This window comes from Azospirillum oleiclasticum (genome assembly GCF_013423485.1).
GTDB lineage: Bacteria > Pseudomonadota > Alphaproteobacteria > Azospirillales > Azospirillaceae > Azospirillum > Azospirillum oleiclasticum.
In genome coordinates this window covers 292,290-309,851 of record NZ_JABFFR010000005.1, presented here as the reverse complement: position 1 = coordinate 309,851, position 17,562 = coordinate 292,290, and the positions used below count along the sequence as shown (strand labels likewise).

The following is a 17,562-nucleotide window of genomic DNA, read 5'->3' as shown; positions in this document are numbered from 1 at the left end:
GGACCCGATCATGCCGCCGCTTGGTCCGAAAGTCGAATGGTAAGACCGGATGGACATCCTCGCCCGCCTCCGGCGGGACCTCATGCATACCCTCTCCCTCCGGAGGCGGGCGAGGGAGCTTCAGCCCCCCGTCAGAACCCGATCCGCACCCGCGCCGACAGGGCGTGCTCGTGCCCGTCCGCCCCCTGGAACTCGCCCTCGTACGCCACGGTGGCGGTGACGGCCGACGCCAGCGTCGCGGAAAGACCCGCGCCCATCACCAGCGCGTTGCGGTTGCCGTATTCCGGCCGGGCGGTGTTGGCCCGCCCGCCGGGCAGGCGCACGGTGACGGTGCGGTCGTCGTCGGCGAACTCGTGCTCCCACGCCACGCTCACGGAGGGCTCGACCGCCCAGCCGGCGAGCGCCAGACGGCCGGACGCCTCCAGCCCGACGCTGCCGACGGTGGAGCGGAGCGTCTGCGTCTCGGTGGTCAGCGACAGAGGCCCGGCGCCCGTCTCCGTGTAGCCCTCGGCGCGCGCGCGGACATGGCGCAGCCCGAGCCGGGGGCCGAGCGACAGCGGCCCGAGCGTCGCCGTGTAGCCGCCCTCCATCGACATGGCGACCGTACGCCCGTCCGTGTCCGCCGACGCGTACGGGAAGGGGGAGAAGCCGGTGCGGCGGTCGATGTCGTCGTAGCGGTCGATGGACACGCTGCCGGCCGCCGCCACATGGAAACCCAGTGACAAAGCCACCGCGTGCGCGCCGACGATGACGCTGCGCAGATCCACCGAACCCGCGTCGCCGTCGAGCTCCGCATGGCCGCGGGCGTAGCCCAGCGACAGGCCGGCGCGGGCGATGTCGCTGACCGCCAGCTCCACGCCCACCCCGGCCACCTGCGTGTTGCTGCGGAAACCCGCCTGCCCGTCGTCGGCGCTGTCGCGCGCCCAGGACGCGTCGCCGATCAGGAAGACGCCCAGGCCTCCCTCCCCCGCCTCGCCCCCGGCGTTGGCGAGCACCGAGCGATGCCAGCTCTCCGCCGCCCGGACGGCAAGGTGCGGCTGCACCGCCACCTCCTCCGCCGCGTCGTTGAGCACCAGCAGCGAGCCGGCCGCGAACTGCGCCAGCAGCGCGTGCGCCGCCGCGGTCGGGTGCTGCTCGTCCCAGAACAGGCTGGCGTTGGTGGCCTCCGCCGTCGGGCAGGCGCCGGTCGGGGCGTTGTTCAGGATGCAGGGGGTGGCGGTGTTGGTGAAGCCGTAGGCCGCCGGGTTGGCCGCCACCGCGCGGTAGAAGCCGTTGACGTCCACCACCACGATCTGCACGCCCAGCCGCTGTTCAAGCTCCGCCATGGCCGCGGCGAGCCGGGCGTTGTGCGCGTCGGTCGCCGCGGTCAGGGTCGAGGCGCGCGGCGAGCCGGCGGCCTCCGGGATGGTGCCGAGGTCGGGCAGGTTGGGAACCAGGAAGTTGCGCCCGCCCAACGCCGCCAGCGACTCCACCGACCGCGTCAGGTTGGACACGGTGCTGGCGACCAGCGGAGTCGGGTCGGCGCCCGCCGCCACCCCGTTGCGGTAGTCGTTGCCGCCGCCCCACACGGTGTAGAGCGCCGAGGAGCGTCCGGACGGCGTGGTGACCGCGAACTCCGTCACCTGCCCCAGCACCCCCGGCACGCCGATGCGCGAGACCAGCCCCGTCTCCGCCCCGCCGAAGGCGTAGTTCATGCCGGCCCCCGCGTCGGTGCCGACCAGCCCCGGCAGGCTCTCCGCCCACACCGGCCCGTTGGAGAAGCGCCCGGCGTAATAGGGCGGGCTCTGCGGCAACAGGCCGAGCGTCAGCGCGTACACCCGCCCGGTGTCCGACAGGCTGTCGCCGAAATTGAAGATGCGGTCGTACTCGGTCGCGGCGGCCGGCACCGCCCCCAGCAGCAGCGCCACCGCCGCCGCACCCCTCAGCCCCCGCATGGTGTCCCCCGCGTGCATATCCCTTGTGCGGAAGGTGCCGGTGCGCCGCGGGCCGCGATAGTCCCCGAAAGGTCAACCCCTCGTCATAGCGTGCCCGGTCATGGCCGGGACGGCGCGGCGAGCCCCTTCAGCACCATGTCCGTGTAGATCCGGATCACCGCGTCGGCGTCCAGCCGCCCGCGCGGGTCGAACCAGGTGCACACGCCGGTCAGCATGGCGAGGATGCCATAGGCGGCGACGCGGGAGTCGGCCACCGCGAACAGGCCGCCGCGGACACCGTCCTCGATCACCGCCGTCACCCGGTCCTCATAGAGCCGGCGCTTCGCCAGGATCACGTCGCGATTCTCCGGCGTCAGGCTGCGCAGCTCGGAATGGCCGATGAAGACCTCCAGCCGGTGGTCGATGTGGTAGAGCAGGTGGAAGCGTACGAAGTCCGCCATCCGGCCGCGCGGGTCGGCGTCGACGGCAAGCGCCTCCTCGAGATGGGCCAGCACCTGATCCATATGCTCGTCGATCAGGTCGAACAGCAGCGTCTGCTTGTTGTCGATGTGGTTGTACAGCGCGCCGGCGGTCAGCCCGACCTCCCGCGCCAGCTCGCGCAGGCTCATCGCCTCGTAGCCATGGGCGTGGATCAGCGCCAGCCCCGCCTCCCGGATGGCGGCCATCGTGCTCGGCCCATGCGACCCGACCTTCCGCACCCCGCGCGTCCCCTGTGCTGCATCCCGTCTGCCGATCCTACAACAATTCCCCCCCTTGCGTCCCGACCGAAATAAACGTATGTTCATTTTTATCGGAATGTCCAGGGGAGGACACGCGCGATGACGGTGTGGAAGAGTGCGCTCAGCCCGCGCTCGGCGGAGTTCCAACAGAACGCGGAGGCGATGGCGGGTCTGGTCGCCGACCTGCGCGCCAAGGTGTCCGCGGTGAAGCAGGGCGGCGGGGCGAAGGCGCGGGACAAGCACCTCGGCCGCGGCAAGCTGCTGCCGCGCGAACGGGTGCGCCAGTTGCTCGATGTGGGCTCGCCCTTTCTGGAGCTGTCGCAGCTCGCCGCGCACGGCGTCTATGGGGAGGACATCCCGGCGGCCGGCATCATCACCGGCATCGGCAGCATCGCCGGCCAGGAATGCATGGTCGTCGCCAACGACGCCACGGTGAAGGGCGGCACCTACTTCCCCCTGACCGTCAAGAAGCACCTGCGCGCGCAGGAGATCGCCCAACAGAACAACCTGCCCTGCGTCTATCTTGTGGATTCGGGCGGCGCCAACCTGCCCAACCAGGACGAGGTCTTTCCCGACCGCGACCATTTCGGCCGCATCTTCTTCAACCAGGCCAACATGTCGGCGGCCAACATCCCGCAGATCGCGGTGGTGATGGGAAGCTGCACCGCCGGCGGCGCCTACGTCCCCGCCATGTCGGACGAGGCGATCATCGTGCGCAACCAGGGCACCATCTTCCTGGGCGGCCCGCCTCTGGTGAAGGCGGCCACGGGCGAGGTGGTGTCGGCCGAGGATCTGGGCGGGGCGGACGTGCATTCCCGCACCTCGGGCGTGACCGACCACTACGCGCTGAACGACGCGCACGCGCTGGCCATGGCGCGCCGGGTGGTGTCGAACCTCAACCGTTCCAAGCGCGTCGGGCTCGACCTGCGCGAGCCGCAGGAGCCGCTGTACGACGCCAAGGAACTCTACGGCGTCATCCCCGACGACCCGCGCCGCCCCTTCGACGTGCGCGAGGTGATCGCGCGGGTGGTCGACGGCTCCGTGCTCGACGAGTTCAAGCCGCTCTACGGCACCACGCTGATCTGCGGCTTCGCCCACATCTTCGGCTATCCGGTGGGCATCATCGCCAACAACGGCATCCTGTTCAGTGAATCCGCGCTCAAGGGCGCGCATTTCATCGAACTGTGCTGCCAGCGCGGCATCCCGCTGGTGTTCCTGCAGAACATCACCGGCTTCATGGTCGGCCGCAAATACGAGGCGGGCGGCATCGCCAAGGACGGGGCGAAGCTGGTGACCGCCGTCGCCTGCGCCCGCGTGCCGAAATTCACCGTGATCATCGGCGGCAGCTACGGGGCCGGCAATTACGGCATGTGCGGGCGCGCCTACAGCCCGCGCTTCCTGTGGATGTGGCCGAACGCCCGCATCTCCGTCATGGGCGGGGAGCAGGCGGCGAACGTGCTGGGGCAGGTGCGCCGCGACGCGCTGGAGGGACAGGGGAAGAGCTGGCCGGCCGAGGAGGAGGAGGCGTTCAAGGCCCCCATCCGCCGCCAGTACGAGGAGCAGGGGCACCCCTATTACGCCTCCGCCCGGCTGTGGGACGATGGCATCATCGACCCGGCCGACACCCGCATGGCGCTGGGGCTCGGCCTCTCCGCCTCGCTGAACGCCCCCATCGAACCGACGCCCTTCGGCGTCTTCCGGATGTGAGGACGGCCATGTTCGACAAGATCCTCATCGCCAACCGCGGCGAAATCTCCTGCCGCGTCATCAAGACCGCCCGCCGCCTCGGCATCCGCACGGTGGCCGTCCATTCCGAGGCCGACGCCCGGGCCCGCCATGTGGAGATGGCGGACGAGGCGGTGTGCATCGGCCCCGCGCCGGTCGGCGACAGCTACCTGCGCGGCGACGTGATCCTGGAGGCCGCCCGCCGCACGGGTGCTGAGGCCATCCACCCCGGATACGGCTTCCTGTCCGAGAATGCCGGCTTCGCCTCGGCCTGCGCCGCGGCCGGCGTGGTCTTCATCGGCCCGCCCATCGAGGCGATCCGCGTCATGGGCTCCAAGGCCGAGTCCAAGCGGCTGATGGCCGGGGCCGACGTGCCGCTGGTTCCCGGCTACCATGGGGCCGCCCAGGACATGGACGTGCTCACCGCGGAGGCCGAACGCATCGGCTGGCCCGTGCTGGTCAAGGCGTCGGCCGGCGGCGGCGGCAAGGGCATGCGCGTCGTGCGCGCGGCGGGCGAGTTCGCCGACGCCGTGGCCGGCGCCAAGCGCGAGGCCAAGGCTGCCTTCGGCGACGACAGCGTGCTGCTGGAGAAGTATCTGGGCCGCCCACGCCATGTAGAGATCCAAGTCTTCTGCGACACCCACGGCAACGGCGTGTACCTGTTCGAGCGCGACTGCTCCGTCCAGCGCCGCCACCAGAAGGTGATCGAGGAGGCGCCCGCCCCCGCCCTGCCCGACGAGCTGCGCAAGCGGATGGGCGAGGCGGCCGTGGCGGCGGCCAAGGCGGTGAACTATGTCGGCGCCGGCACCGTGGAGTTCCTCTACGAGGACGGCGGCTTCTACTTCATCGAGATGAACACCCGGTTGCAGGTCGAGCACCCCGTGACCGAAATGATCACCGGGCTGGACCTCGTGGAGTGGCAGATCCGGGTGGCCGCCGGCGCACCCCTGCCGCTGCGCCAGGAGCAGGTGACCCGCCGCGGCCACGCCTTCGAGGCGCGGCTCTACGCGGAGGATCCGCAGCGCGACTTCCTGCCCGCCATCGGCCGGCTGCTCCGCCTGCGCCCGCCGGCCGAGAGCGCCCATGTCCGCGTCGACACCGGCGTGCGCGAGGGCGACGAGGTCACCATGTTCTACGACCCCATGATCGCCAAGCTGATCGTGTGGGACGAGGACCGCGACGCCGCACTCCGCCGCCTGCGGGTGGCGCTCGGGCAGTACGAGGTGGTGGGCGTCACCACCAACGTCGGCTTCCTCGGCGCCATCGCCGGGCATCCCGCCTTCAAGGCGGTGGAGATCGACACCGGCTTCATCGAGCGCCACCGCGCCGAACTGCTGCCGCCGCCCGCCCCGGTGCCCGACCGCGGCCTCGCCCTGGCCGCCATGGCCGTGCTGCTGCGCCGGGACGCGGAGACGCGGAAGGCGCGGCGCGCCGCGTCCGACCCCCACTCGCCCTGGATGACCGCCAACGGCTGGCGCCTCAACGACGACAACCACCACGACCTGCGCTTCCAGGACGGAGAGACGGCGCGTCCCGTCACGCTCCACTTCCGCCCCGACGGCTACGAGGTGGAGGTGGAGGGCCGGGCCGCCATCCGCGCCACCGGTGTCGCCTTCGACGGCGAAAGCCTGACAGCATCCATCGACGGGCTGCGCACGCGGGCCGCCGTGGTCTTCCAGGGCCTCGACCTCACCATCCTCGGCGACGGCGCCGTCTGGCGCCTGCGCCTGGACGACCCGACCGCGCGCGCCGCCGAGCAGGACGGTGGCGGCGGCCGCCTGACCGCCCCCATGCCGGGCACCGTGGTGCGCGTGCTGGTCGAGGCGGGCCAGACGGTGGAGGCCGGCACGCCGCTGATGCTGCTGGAGGCCATGAAGATGGAGCACGTCATCAAGGCCCCCTCCGCCGGCACCGTCACCACCCTGCACTTCGCCGCCGGCGACCAGGTGTCGGAGGGAGCGGAGCTGCTGGTGATCGAGGGGGAGGGGTAGCGGGGCCGGGCGGTTCGGCCGGTCCTTGAACTCGGCCGGAGACATGGTAATGTGAGGGGCAGGGGGTGACGCGCTCTGTCCGATCCCTGGCGGTGGAGCCGGTTTCCCGGCCCCACCTGTTGGTCCTACCGATCCTGATTCTTGTCGTTGAAGCCGGCTGCAACCTCGATCTTCAACGTGAACCAGAAGCGGCGGAGCCACGTCAGGATGTTTTTCAAGCGCGTCACTCCCTTTCCTGTCGTTCAGGGCACTGCCCGTCCGACGCGAAAAAGAATGGGCGAATTCCCTTCGCCGATCAACGGGATGGCGGCGCGGGTTCGCTTGTTCGGATGATGGTTGATCAACAGTCGTCGCATGCCGTGGTGGCCCGCGGTCTCGTCAAGCGATTCGGCGGGGTGGCGGCGGTCGATGGGATCGACCTCGACGTTCCGAGTGGCATGATCTTCGCGATCCTGGGGCCGAACGGCGCCGGGAAGACGACGCTTATGCGCATGCTGGCGACGCTGACCGCGCCGGACGGGGGCACCGCCACCGTCATGGGGCACGACCTCGTGGCGGCGCCGCGGGATGTGCGCGGCGCCATCTCCATGACCGGGCAGTTCGCCTCGCTGGACGAGGATCTGACGGGGCGCGAGAACCTGATCCTGCTGGCCCGCCTGTGGGGTTTCCGCGGGCGGGCGGCGAAGGCGCGCGCGGACGAGCTGCTGGCGGATTTCGACCTCGCCGACGCCGCGACCCGGCAGGTGAAGTCCTATTCCGGCGGCATGCGGCGGCGGCTGGACATCGCCGCCTCGCTGGTCGTCACCCCCGGCCTGCTGTTCCTGGACGAGCCGACCACCGGCCTCGATCCCAAGGCGCGCCAGGGCGTGTGGCGCATGATCCGCGATCTGGCCGGCTCCGGCGTCACGGTGCTGCTGACCACCCAGTATCTGGAGGAGGCCGACCAGCTCGCCGACCGCATCGCGGTCATCGACCACGGCCGCAAGATCGCGGAGGGCACCAGCCGCGAGCTGAAGGCCGCCACCGGCAGCGGCTACCTGCACGTCACCCCCGCCGATCCCTCCCGGCTGGACGAGGCCGCGCGCATCCTGGAGGTGCTGCTGGGTCACCCCTGCCAGCGCAGCCCGGAGGGGGCGACCCTCTCCGTCGTCGCCGGGGACGCGGCGCAGGCGAACGGGGCGGTCGCGGCGCTGATCGCCGCCGGCATCGAGCCGGCCGACTTCTCCATGGGCAGCCCCAGCCTGGACGAGGTGTTCTTCGCGCTCACCGGCGGCACCGGAACCGACACGCCATGACCAGCAGCACGCCCCCTTTCCGCCCGGCCTTCCGCAACGTGCAGCGCCCGCCGGCCCCGTCCGCGCTGTCGAACGCGCTCGTCTTCGGCTGGCGGGCGGTGCTGAAGTTCCGCCATGTGCCGGAGCAGCTGTTCGATCTGGTGATGACGCCGATCATGTTCACGCTGCTGTTCACCTTCGTGTTCGGCGGCGCGCTGGCGGGATCGCCGGCCGACTATCTCCAGTTCTTCCTCCCCGGCATCCTGGTGCAGACGGTGTGCTTCAACGCCGTCTATTCCGGCATGGGTCTGTGCACCGACCTCGGCCAGGGGCTGTTCGACCGCTTCCGGTCGCTGCCCATCTGGTCGCTGGCGCCCTTCGCCGGGCTGATGGTGGGCGACGTGCTGCGCCACGTGATCGCCGGCGGGATCATCCTCGCCGTGGGCCTGATCCTCGGCTACCGGCCGGAAGCGGGGATCCCCGGCGTCGTCGGCGCCTTCCTGATGCTGATCGCCATCGGCTTCGGCATGGGCTGGATCTTCATCGTGCTGGGGCTGATCATCCGCACGCCGACCACGGTGATGACGGCAGGCTTCACCGTCCTGTTCCCGCTGGTCTTCGCCTCCAACATCATGGTGGAGCCCGCCACCATGCCGGACTGGCTGCGCAGCATCGTCGCCGTCAACCCGGTGTCGCTGATCACCACGGCGGTGCGCGGGCTGATGAGCGGACAGGCCGCGGCGGGCGACGTGGCCCTGGCCCTCGTCGCCCCCTTGGCTCTGACGCTCGCCCTGGCCCCCGTCACCCTGTGGCTGTACCGGCGGCGCTGACCGACGTCGTCGGCCGGTTGCCGATGTGGCGGTTGCCGAGATGGCGGATCAGCGCCAGCACCTCGGCCGGCGGCCTCTGCTCCACCCGGCGGTACTCGCGCCCGTCCGTCGTGCGCTTCACCATGCCGAGGTCGCACATCCAGCGACGCAGCAGCGCGTAGTCACCGAACAGGTGACCGGCGGTCAGGTGGCGGTTGATGCCCGGCTCGTCCATCACCGTGCCGCCCGGCAGCCGTGCCCACAACACCCACAGGCAGGCCTGCTGGTGGCTGGCCTTGGACGGCCAGCGCAGCAGCCGGCCGGCAGGGTCGAAATAGCGGGTCAGCCGGCGGACCTTGACGAAATCCACCGGCTCCTCCGGAGCCGTCGGCTCGGCCGGGGCGTCCAGCGCACCCTGGGCCACCGCCTGCGCCCGGAAATGCTGGAAATTGCGGTAGCCGGCGGACCGTGCCAGCATGTTCAGCAATTCGACATGGCCCGGCGGCGTGTGGCCGCCCTGGGCGATCTGGTCCTTCAGGGACCGGGCGACCGCGGAGATATCGCCCGCGGCGAACGGAAAGGCTGGTCTCGACATGCTCATCCCCAGGAAAGTGCCGATCCGCGAGGGGATTGTCGGTGGTCGCCACTTCCGACCCGGCACGGGACAAGGTGTCGGTACGGGAACGATGCTGCGGCAGGTTTAGCTTCCCTCACGGGATGGCGACGCCTCGGTGAACTGCCGACCGGGGCAGAGGCTACACCGCGACCGCGGCCCGGCGCAAGCATCGTCGCGTCACTTGCGGTCCAGCAGGTGTTCGTAGCGCGCGTCGGTGAGGGTCTTCAGGAAGGCGACCAGGGCCTTGATGCGACGGGTGTCGAGCGCCGGGCCGAACTCCAGCTCCGTCAGCGACAGGGTCTTGGCGATTTCCGGCTGGCCCCAGGGCTTGCCGGTCTCCGGGTTGATCCGGGACGCGTCGCTGCGGCTGTTGTACGTGTTGTAGAAGCGGATGACCGTCTCCAGGTCCTTGAAGACGCCGTTGTGCATGTATGGCCCCGTCACCGCGACGTTGCGCAGGGTCGGCGTCTTGAACTTGCCGTCCTCGGTCGCCGCCTTGACCGCCGGGTTCTCCAGCAGGCCGCGGTCGATGTGCCGCCTGCCCTTGCCGTTGATGGCCCGCAGCTCCGTGTTGGCCGGCACGCCGATGTTGTGGAACTCGTAATTGGTGAAGGTCTCGTCCGCCGCCCCCGGCATCTTGCGGAGCTGGTGGCACTGGTTGCAGTTGGTGAACTGGGTGGAGAAGAACAGCGTCTGGCCCAGCTCCTCCTCCGGCGTCATCCGGTATTCGCCACGCAGCGCCCGGTCGTATTTGGAATCGAAGGGGGCGAACAGGCCGGTGCTCTCGAACCGCGCGATGGCGTCGGCCATGGCGTCGTAGGCGCGCTCCGTGTCGTCCAGCGTGCCGGCTCCATAGAGCGCGTCGAACGCCCGGACATAGGCCGGATTCTCCCGCAGCCGCTCCCGCACCGCGGCCTTGGAGGGCATCGCCATCTCCCCCGGATTGAGCGGCGGGCCGCCGGCCTGCTCCTTCAGCGTCGCCGCGCGGCCGTCGTGGAACTGCCCGCCCACCGCCTTGCCGTCCTTGCCCAGCGCGAAGGGCGGGCTGAAGCGGGCATAGGCGGCGGTCGGCGCGTTGCGGTCGCCCAGCGACCGCCCGTCGTCCCCCAGCGACGCCGCCCCGCCACCCGGCCCCTGGCGCGGGTCGGCGAAGCCGAAATCCGGGTTGTGGCAGGTCGCGCAGGACTGCGTGCGGTTGGCCGACAGGTTGCTGTCGAAATACAGCGCCTCGCCCAGCTTTTCCGGGCTCGACAGCTCCGCGGCGGACACCGGGACGGCAAGGACGAGGCACAGCAGGGCCGCCGCGGGCGCAGGCGGCCGGCGCAGGATGGACGCGCGCATGGGGATCGGGTCTCCCTCGGCGCCGCGCACCGGAGTGGATGCGGCGCGGCGACGGGAGGGATTCGTATCGCACCGGCATGCGACTCGACAATGACAATGGTTCGCATCGGCGTGGGGCAAATCGTCCCAGCCAGGGGCTTCCGGCGCTTCATGGTTCAGCGTTGCGGCGTCCCTGCCGGACTTCCTGCGGTCGGAACCTGGGCCTCCCTTACGGCCTCCACGATCCTGTCCTGCCAATTCGGCAAAGCAAAATTATAGAGAACGGCCGCGGTGATGATGATCGTGATCAGCCACGCGATCACGCCGGTGATGATCGCGTGGCGGTATCGCGTCTGATTGGTGACGTGGTTGGTGATGTTCGCCTGGACTGTCTGAAGATTGTCCCTTAACGCGGTGATCGCATTGGCAATGGAGGATCGCTGGAGATCGGGCTTTGCCGCCGTGATCGCACGGGTCGCCACCTCTGCCAGCATCTGTTCGGCAGCATCCCTGAACACTTTCACCGTCGTGACCGACGGGTTCCGTGGATTGGCGACACTGCCCGTGCCATTCATCGCGTCTTCACGGACGGCCTGCTTGAAGAGTGCATAGGCCAGAAGCCCGGCGGTATCGTCCGGTCCCTGCACCATGTTCTCGAAGGCCCTGCTGTACGAACCGGGCCGCGCGGCGGCCCGTGTGTCATCATCCGTCGTCATGCGGCGCGATCGGTCTTCGGACGGATCGCCTTCTGGAAGACGTCGTCCCGCATGACACGCACCTTCTTGCCGTTCGGCATGACGACGGTGCGTACGGCTGGCAGCGTGGCTTCGGCCGGCATCTTCAAGGGTATGGTCGGCAGGGGCTCCGCCACCCCGAACAGCCGCTTCATGAGATTGCCCATCCGACCCTCCGCCGGTCAGTGGCGGGACATCGAAACCCACCAGCCGATTGTTGATATCGCCATCACCGGCGGAAGGTCAAGACGCCCATGGACAGTGTCTGCCGGGGATGCCCCCTACCCCACCAGCTCCGGCACCCGTTCCGCCGGGGGGGTGTTGCGGCTGCGGCCGGCGCGGACGATGCCGTCGATGACCACCATGCCGACGCCGGGGATGTCGCCCAGCTCCAGCGCCTCCAGCACGGTCTTGCCGGCGCCGTGCTGCGGACGGTCGAGGAAGACGAAGTCGGCGCTGCGGCCGGGCTCGATCAGGCCACCGGGCAGGTTGCGCAGGCGCGCGGTGTTGCCGGTGGCGCAGCAGACCGCCAGCTCCGCCGGCAACCCGCCCAGCCCCGACAGCAGCGCCAGCATGCGCAGGATGCCCAGCGGCTGCACGCCCGATCCCGCGGGGCTGTCGGTGCCGAGGATCACGCGGTGGAGCTGCTTCAGGTCGCGCGCCGCCTTGACGCAGGCGATGGCCGTCCGCTCGTTGCCGTTGTGCACGATCTCCAGCGCGCGGGACGACCGCTCGCACAGCTCGCAGACATGCGCCTCCGGCAGGGAGGTGTGGCCGCCGTTGACGTGGCCGATGATGTCGGCGTCGGCCTCCAGCACCACGTCCTTGTCGATCAGGCCGGAGCCGGGGATGGACGGGCCGCCGGTGTGGATGGTGCTCTGGATGCCGTGCTTGCGCGCCCAGGCCACCATGGTCCGCGCCTCGTCGCCGGCCTTGACGCTGCCCAGGCCCACCTCGCCCAGCAGCCGGACGCCGGCGGCGGCCAGTTCGGCGAAGTCGTGCTCCTCCATGCCCTTCTCGATGACCGGGGCGCCGGCCAGCACCTTGACCCCGCCCGGCCGAAAGGCGTCGAAGCTGCGCTGCGCGGTGATGGCGAGCGCCTTCAGCCCGACGATGTCCTTGGGCCGGCCGGGCAGATGCACCTCCCCCGCCGAGACCATGGTGGTGACGCCGCCATGCAGGAAGCTGTCGATCCAGCCGAGCTGGCTCTGCCGCGGCGTCCAGTCGCCGAACACCGGGTGCACGTGGCTGTCGATCAGGCCGGGGGCCAGGGCCGTTCCCTTGGCGTCGATGACGGTGGTGGCGTGGTCGGTGTCCAGCTCGTTCAGCCGGCCGACGGCGGTGATCTTCCCATCGATGGCGACCAGCGCGTCGGCGTCGAGCAGCGGGCGGTCCAGATCGCCCGACAGCATCATGCCGATGTTGCGGATCACCAGCTTGCCCTTCGCCGGGCCGGCGGAAGCCTCTACGGCCATGGTGTGGTCCCTCCTCGTTGTTCAAACCCTCGCCCGCCTCCGGCGGGAGAGGGAGGGACCCGCGCAGCGGGAGGGTGAGGGCTGGGTCTGCCCGAGAATCCTACCCTCACCCTTCCCACGCTGCGCGCGGGCCCCTTCCCTCTCCCGCCGGTGGCGGGAGAGGGAAGCATCCGTCACATCGTCAGATACGCCCGCCGCACCTCGTCGTCGGCCTGCAACGCCGCCATGGTGCCCTGGTAACGGATGCGGCCCTTTTCGATGACGTAGGCGCGGTCGGAGACGAGTGCGGCGAAATGCAGGTTCTGCTCGCACAGCATCACCGTCAGCCCCTGCGACTTCAGGGCGACGATGGCGTTCGCCATCATCTCCACGATGCGCGGGGCCAGACCCTCGGACGGCTCGTCCAGCAGGATCATGCGCGGGTTGCCCATCAGCGTGCGGGCGATGGTCAGCATCTGCTGCTCGCCGCCGCTCATCCGCCCGCCGGGGCGGTCACGCATCTCGGCCAGATTGGGGAACAGGTCGAACAGCCGCTCGGGAGTCCAGGTGGGGCTTCCCGCACGGGCCGGCTGGCGGCCGACCTCCAGATTCTCCATCACCGTCAGCTCGGTGAAGATGCGCCGGTCCTCCGGCACATAGCCGAGGCCGAGGCGGGCGATTTCGAAGGGCTCGGCGGTGGAGATGTCGGCGCCGCCGAAGGACAGGGCGCCGCGCCTCTGCTCCACCAGCCCCATGATGGAGCGGAAGGTGGTGGATTTGCCCGCCCCGTTGCGGCCCATCAGCGCCACCACCTCGCCGGCGCCGACCTGGAGATCGACGTCGGCCAGGATGTGCGCGCGGCCGTAGAAGCTGTTCAGACCGTTCACGGTCAGGAGCGGGGACGTCACGACACCACCGCCTTTCCCTGCGGCTCGCCGTGGAACATGGCGCCGCTGCCCAGATAGACCTCCTGCACGTGGGGGTCGTTGCGCACGGCGTCGGGGGTGCCGTCGGCGATGATCTCGCCGCGGTTCATCACCACGATGCGATGGGCGTGGGCGAACACCACGTCCATGTCGTGCTCGGTGAACAGCACGGCGATGCCGCGCTCGCGCACCAGATCGGCGGTCAGGGCCATCAGCTCCACCCGTTCGCGCGGGGCCATGCCGGCCGTGGGTTCGTCCATCAGCAGCAGCCGCGGCTCGTTGGCGAGCGCCATCGCCAGCTCCAGCCGCTTGAGGTCGCCGTAGGCGAGCACGCTGGACGGCCGGTCGGCCTGCACCGCCATGCCGACACGCGCCAGCAGCTCCAGCGCCTCGGCGCGGAACTGGCGGGCGGCGGGCGTCCACCAGCCGAGCAGCCGTTTGTGGTGCGACAGCAGCACCATCTGCACATTCTCCGCCACCGTCATCGACGGGTAGGTGGCGGTGATCTGGAAGGTGCGCCCCACCCCCATGCGCCAGATGGCGCGTGGGGTGAGGCCCACCAGCTCGCGCCCCTCCAGCTTGACCGAGCCGCTGTCGGGGTGGAGCTGGCCGCCCACCATGTTGAAGGTGGTGGTCTTGCCCGCACCGTTCGGACCGATCAGGGCCAGCAGCTCGCCCCGGTCCACCGTGAAGCTGGTGCCCTTCACCGCGCGCACGCCGCCGAAGGATTTGACCAGCGATTCGACCACGAGAGCCGCCATCTCAGGCCCTCCCCTCGGCGCTGCGGCCGGAACCGAACCACGCGTCCGCCGCCCCCGCGATCCCCTTGGGGAAGGCCAGCACCAGAAGGATGATGATGCCGCCCAGGATCAGGCGCCAGAAATCGGTGTAGCGCACCACCTCCGTCTCCAGACCGTGGAACACGGCGGCCCCCACCAGCGGCCCGGCGATGGTCTGCACGCCGCCCATCAGCACCATGACCAGGGCATCGACCGACGCCGGCACCGACAGGAAGGTCGGGAAAACGCTGCCCTTGGCGTAGGCGTAGAGCCCGCCGGCCAGCCCGGCCATCGCCCCCGCCGCCGTGAAGGCCAGCCATTGCAGGCGCCGCACGTCCATCCCGATGGCCTCCGACCGCAGCGGGCTGTCGCGCCCCGCCCGCATGGCGTAGCCGAAGGGCGCGAAAATGGCGCGGCGCAGCATCAGCACGGCCCCCGTCACCACCGCCAGCGTCAGGTAGTAGTAGACCCACTTGGCGGAAGCCCAGGGCGCCGGCCAGACGCCGAGGATGCCGTTGTCGCCGCCGGTCACCGCCGTCCACTGGAAGGCGACGGACCAGACGATCTGCGCGAAGGCCAGAGTCAGCATGGCAAGGTAGACGCCCGACAGCCGCACGCAGAACCAGCCGAACAGCAGCGCGCCCAGACCGCCCAGGACCGGCGCCGTCACCAGCCCGGCCAGCATGCCGCCGTCCATGTGCTTGGTCAGCAGACCGGCGGCGTAGGCGCCCAGCCCGAAATAGGCGGCGTGCCCGAAGGACACCATGCCGCCCGGCCCCATCATGAAATGCAGGCTGGCCGCGAACAGCACCAGCACCAGCGTCTCCGTCAACACCACCAGCGCATACTGTCCGGCGACGACGGGAAGCAGCAGCAGCACGGCCAGCACCGCGACGCCGAACAGCTTGGCCGGCAGACCGGCCGGGCGCAGCGGCGCCTCCGGCGCGTGCGCCGCACCGCGCGCGGCGGCTGGTGGCTTGCCGAGCAGGCCGTAGGGCCGCACGACCAGCACCACCGCCATGACCAGGAACACCAGCACCAGCGTGATCTGCGGGAAGATCAGGATGCCGAAGGCCTGGAGCTGGCCGATGAGGAGGGCGGCGAGGAAGGCGCCCATCAGGCTACCCATGCCGCCAACCACGACGACGACGAACGCCTCGACCACCATGGACACGTCCATCTGCAGGTTGACCGCCTCGCGCGGGACCTGAAGCGCACCACCCAGTCCGGCCAGCGCGCAGCCGACGAAGAGCACCGAGGTGAACAGGCGCCGCTCGTTGACGCCGAGCGCGCCGGTCATCTCGCGATCCTGGGTGGCGGCGCGCACCAGCGTACCCCAGCGCGTCCATTTGAACAGCAGCAGCAGCAGCGCCAGCACCACCGGCCCCAGAACGATCAGGAAGACGTCGTATTGCGGGAAGGCCTGGCCCAGGATGCGCACGCGACCCTCCAGCCCCGGCGCCCGCGGCCCCAGCAGATCCTCCGGCCCCCAGATGGTGAGCGCCAGATCCTGGATCACCAGCACCACCCCGAAGGTGGCGAGGAGCTGGAACAGCTCCGGCGAGCGGTAGAGGCGGCGCAGCAGCACCATCTCCATCACCACGCCGATCACGCCGGCGGCCAGCGCCGCCGCCACGATCCCGCCCCAGAAGCCGGCGAAGCCGCCGACGACATCGGACACCGTGTACGCCATGTAGGCGCCCAGCATGTAGAAGGAGCCGTGCGCGAAGTTCACGATCCGGGTGACGCCGAAGATGATCGACAGCCCCGACGCGACCAGGAACAACGTCGCGGCCTGCGCCAGACCGCTCATGAACTGCGTGACGTAGAAACCCAAGACGTGGACTCCTGGCGGCCTACTGGGAAAGTCATGCACAGCGCCCCCACCCAACCCTCCCCCACTTCGCTCTCGGCGAAGCGGAGCTTCGCCTGACGCCGCCAGCGCAAGCTGCGCTTGCGCGAGAGGCGGGGGAGGGCTTCGACACTCCCTCCCCCGTCGAAGATGGGGGAGGGTCGGGGGGGGCCGGGAGCCGGCGCTTCCGTCCGGACCGCCGTCACTCCTTCGGACGGCGCTTCGCGACCTCGTCGTCCGCCGGCAGGTACTTGGCGCCGTCGGCGTAGCGCCAATCGACCATCACGCCCTTGCCGCCCTTCAGCGCGACCTTGCCGACATAGGCGCCCATGGTCGCCTGATGGTCGATGGCGCGGAAGGTCACCGGGCCCAGCGGGCTGGTGATGTTCAGGCCCTTCATGGCGTCCACCAGCTTCTCGGTGTCGGTGGATCCCGCCTTCTCGATGGCGGCGGCGAGCGCCTGGAAGGTCGAGTAGCCAACGATCGAGCCGAGGCGCGGGTAATCGTTGAAGCGCTTCATGTAGGCGTCGCGGAACGCCTTGTGCTCGGGGGTGTCGACCTGCTCCTGCGGGTAGCCGGTGACGATCCAGCCCTCCGGCGCCTCGCCCTTCAGCGGGTCGAGGTATTCCGGCTCGCCGGTCAGCAGGCTGACGACGGCGCGGTTGTCGAACAGGCCGCGGGTGGTGCCCTCGCGCACGAACTTCGACAGGTCGGGGCCGAAGGTGACGTTGAAGATGGCGTCGGGGTTGGCGGCGTTCAGCGCCTGCACGGTGGAGCCGGCGTCGATCTTGCCCTGCGCCGGCCACTGCTCCGACACGAACTCCACGTCCGGCCGCTTGGCCTTCAGCAGCGCCTTGAAGGAGGCGACGGCCGACTGGCCGTATTCGTAGTTGGGGGCAACGGTGACCCAGCGCTTGGCGGGCAGCTTGGCCGCCTCCTCCACCAGCATCGCCGCCTGCATGTAGGTGCTGGGGCGCAGGCGGAAGGTGTAGCGGTTGCCCTTCTCCCAGGTGACGGCGTCGGTCAGCGGCTCGGCGGCGATGAACAGCGTCTTGTTGCGCGCCGCGAAGTCCGACACGGCAAGCCCGATGTGCGAGAAGAAGGTGCCGGCCAGCGCCACGACCTTCTCGGAGTTCACCAGCTCGCTGGCGATGCGGACGGCGTCCTCCGGCTTGCCGCTGTCGTCGCGGGAGACGACCTCGAGCTTGCGGCCGCCGAGCAGCCCGCCCTTGGCGTTGACCTCCTCCACCGCCAGCTCCCAACCATTGCGGTAGGGGATGGTGAAGGCGGGAAGGCCGGTGTAGCTGTTGATCTCGCCGATGCGGATCGGGTCGGCCGCCCATGCGGTCGTCGCCGTCGCGGCCAGCACCGCCCCCAGAACGGCGCTTTTCGCCGTGCGCGCAAACCGGTTCATCGCGTCTCTCCTGTC

General features: G+C 70.2%; 15 protein-coding genes. 4 read left to right on the top strand and 11 right to left on the bottom strand.

Annotated features, from left to right (window positions below; genetic code table 11):
- Positions 1 to 131 precede the first annotated feature (131 nt).
- Positions 132 to 1,934 carry an autotransporter domain-containing protein gene (locus HL658_RS09190; protein ID WP_180281643.1) on the bottom strand — a complete coding sequence of 601 codons (1,803 nt, stop codon included), beginning with the start codon at positions 1,932 to 1,934 and terminating at the stop codon, positions 132 to 134.
- Between the two features lie 98 nt (positions 1,935 to 2,032).
- Entirely contained in the window at positions 2,033 to 2,599 is a 567-nt protein-coding gene (locus HL658_RS09185) for a TetR/AcrR family transcriptional regulator (protein WP_180281642.1), read from the bottom strand.
- Positions 2,600 to 2,752: 153 nt separating this feature from the next.
- Between HL658_RS09185 and HL658_RS09180 the strand changes: the two genes are divergently transcribed.
- The 4 genes from HL658_RS09180 (at position 2,753) to HL658_RS09165 (ending at position 8,473) form a co-directional block, all read left to right on the top strand.
- Positions 2,753 to 4,360, top strand: coding sequence for a carboxyl transferase domain-containing protein (locus HL658_RS09180; protein WP_180281641.1), 1,608 nt, complete (start codon positions 2,753 to 2,755; stop codon positions 4,358 to 4,360).
- Between the two features lie 8 nt (positions 4,361 to 4,368).
- Positions 4,369 to 6,369 carry an acetyl-CoA carboxylase biotin carboxylase subunit gene (locus HL658_RS09175; protein WP_180281640.1) on the top strand — a complete coding sequence of 667 codons (2,001 nt, stop codon included), beginning with the start codon at positions 4,369 to 4,371 and terminating at the stop codon, positions 6,367 to 6,369.
- A 329-nt stretch (positions 6,370 to 6,698) separates the two neighbouring features.
- On the top strand, positions 6,699 to 7,664 hold the full coding sequence (locus tag HL658_RS09170) for an ATP-binding cassette domain-containing protein (RefSeq protein WP_211109689.1): 966 nt from the start codon (positions 6,699 to 6,701) through the stop codon (positions 7,662 to 7,664).
- Positions 7,661 to 8,473, top strand: coding sequence for an ABC transporter permease (locus HL658_RS09165; RefSeq protein WP_180281639.1), 813 nt, complete (start codon positions 7,661 to 7,663; stop codon positions 8,471 to 8,473). The genes HL658_RS09170 and HL658_RS09165 overlap by 4 nt, the downstream gene beginning before the upstream one ends.
- Here HL658_RS09165 and HL658_RS09160 read toward each other — a convergent pair.
- From HL658_RS09160 to HL658_RS09120, 9 genes are all read right to left on the bottom strand, one after another.
- A complete protein-coding gene (locus tag HL658_RS09160) occupies positions 8,445 to 9,047 on the bottom strand; it encodes a DUF2087 domain-containing protein (protein WP_180281638.1) in 603 nt (200 codons plus the stop codon). The genes HL658_RS09165 and HL658_RS09160 overlap by 29 nt on opposite strands.
- Positions 9,048 to 9,245: 198 nt before the next feature.
- Positions 9,246 to 10,409, bottom strand: a complete 1,164-nt coding sequence (locus HL658_RS09155; RefSeq protein ID WP_180281637.1) for a cytochrome-c peroxidase — start codon at positions 10,407 to 10,409, stop codon at positions 9,246 to 9,248.
- Between the two features lie 155 nt (positions 10,410 to 10,564).
- Entirely contained in the window at positions 10,565 to 11,104 is a 540-nt protein-coding gene (locus HL658_RS09150; RefSeq protein WP_180281636.1) for a hypothetical protein, read from the bottom strand.
- Positions 11,101 to 11,289, bottom strand: a complete 189-nt coding sequence (locus tag HL658_RS09145; RefSeq protein ID WP_180281635.1) for a hypothetical protein — start codon at positions 11,287 to 11,289, stop codon at positions 11,101 to 11,103. Before HL658_RS09145 ends, HL658_RS09150 begins: the two co-directional genes overlap by 4 nt.
- A 114-nt stretch (positions 11,290 to 11,403) precedes the next feature.
- A complete protein-coding gene (locus HL658_RS09140; protein ID WP_180281634.1) occupies positions 11,404 to 12,597 on the bottom strand; it encodes an amidohydrolase family protein in 1,194 nt (397 codons plus the stop codon).
- Between the two features lie 173 nt (positions 12,598 to 12,770).
- Complete coding sequence (locus HL658_RS09135) at positions 12,771 to 13,484, bottom strand: ATP-binding cassette domain-containing protein (protein ID WP_180281633.1); 714 nt, start codon at positions 13,482 to 13,484, stop codon at positions 12,771 to 12,773.
- The gene (locus HL658_RS09130; protein WP_180281632.1) at positions 13,481 to 14,263 is read right to left on the bottom strand and encodes an ABC transporter ATP-binding protein; all 783 of its coding nucleotides are present in this window, start codon (positions 14,261 to 14,263) and stop codon (positions 13,481 to 13,483) included. Before HL658_RS09130 ends, HL658_RS09135 begins: the two co-directional genes overlap by 4 nt.
- 1 nt (position 14,264) lies before the next feature.
- The gene (locus tag HL658_RS09125; RefSeq protein WP_180281631.1) at positions 14,265 to 16,118 is read right to left on the bottom strand and encodes an ABC transporter permease; all 1,854 of its coding nucleotides are present in this window, start codon (positions 16,116 to 16,118) and stop codon (positions 14,265 to 14,267) included.
- 217 nt (positions 16,119 to 16,335) lie between these two features.
- Positions 16,336 to 17,547 (bottom strand): ABC transporter substrate-binding protein, encoded by a 1,212-nt coding sequence (locus HL658_RS09120; RefSeq protein ID WP_180281630.1) that lies wholly within the window; start codon positions 17,545 to 17,547, stop codon positions 16,336 to 16,338.
- Between the last annotated feature and the right edge of the window lie 15 nt (positions 17,548 to 17,562).

Bases quoted from the DNA above. Each gene is read 5' to 3' on its own strand.
- HL658_RS09190 (WP_180281643.1), bottom strand. From the start codon at position 1,934: ATGCGGGGGCTGAGGGGTGCGGCGGCGGTGGCGCTGCTGCTGGGGGCG.
- HL658_RS09185 (WP_180281642.1), bottom strand. From the start codon at position 2,599: ATGGCCGCCATCCGGGAGGCGGGGCTGGCGCTGATCCACGCCCATGGC.
- HL658_RS09180 (WP_180281641.1), top strand. From the start codon at position 2,753: ATGACGGTGTGGAAGAGTGCGCTCAGCCCGCGCTCGGCGGAGTTCCAA.
- HL658_RS09175 (WP_180281640.1), top strand. From the start codon at position 4,369: ATGTTCGACAAGATCCTCATCGCCAACCGCGGCGAAATCTCCTGCCGC.
- HL658_RS09170 (WP_211109689.1), top strand. From the start codon at position 6,699: ATGATGGTTGATCAACAGTCGTCGCATGCCGTGGTGGCCCGCGGTCTC.
- HL658_RS09165 (WP_180281639.1), top strand. From the start codon at position 7,661: ATGACCAGCAGCACGCCCCCTTTCCGCCCGGCCTTCCGCAACGTGCAG.
- HL658_RS09160 (WP_180281638.1), bottom strand. From the start codon at position 9,047: ATGTCGAGACCAGCCTTTCCGTTCGCCGCGGGCGATATCTCCGCGGTC.
- HL658_RS09155 (WP_180281637.1), bottom strand. From the start codon at position 10,409: ATGCGCGCGTCCATCCTGCGCCGGCCGCCTGCGCCCGCGGCGGCCCTG.
- HL658_RS09150 (WP_180281636.1), bottom strand. From the start codon at position 11,104: ATGACGACGGATGATGACACACGGGCCGCCGCGCGGCCCGGTTCGTAC.
- HL658_RS09145 (WP_180281635.1), bottom strand. From the start codon at position 11,289: ATGGGCAATCTCATGAAGCGGCTGTTCGGGGTGGCGGAGCCCCTGCCG.
- HL658_RS09140 (WP_180281634.1), bottom strand. From the start codon at position 12,597: ATGGCCGTAGAGGCTTCCGCCGGCCCGGCGAAGGGCAAGCTGGTGATC.
- HL658_RS09130 (WP_180281632.1), bottom strand. From the start codon at position 14,263: ATGGCGGCTCTCGTGGTCGAATCGCTGGTCAAATCCTTCGGCGGCGTG.
- HL658_RS09120 (WP_180281630.1), bottom strand. From the start codon at position 17,547: ATGAACCGGTTTGCGCGCACGGCGAAAAGCGCCGTTCTGGGGGCGGTG.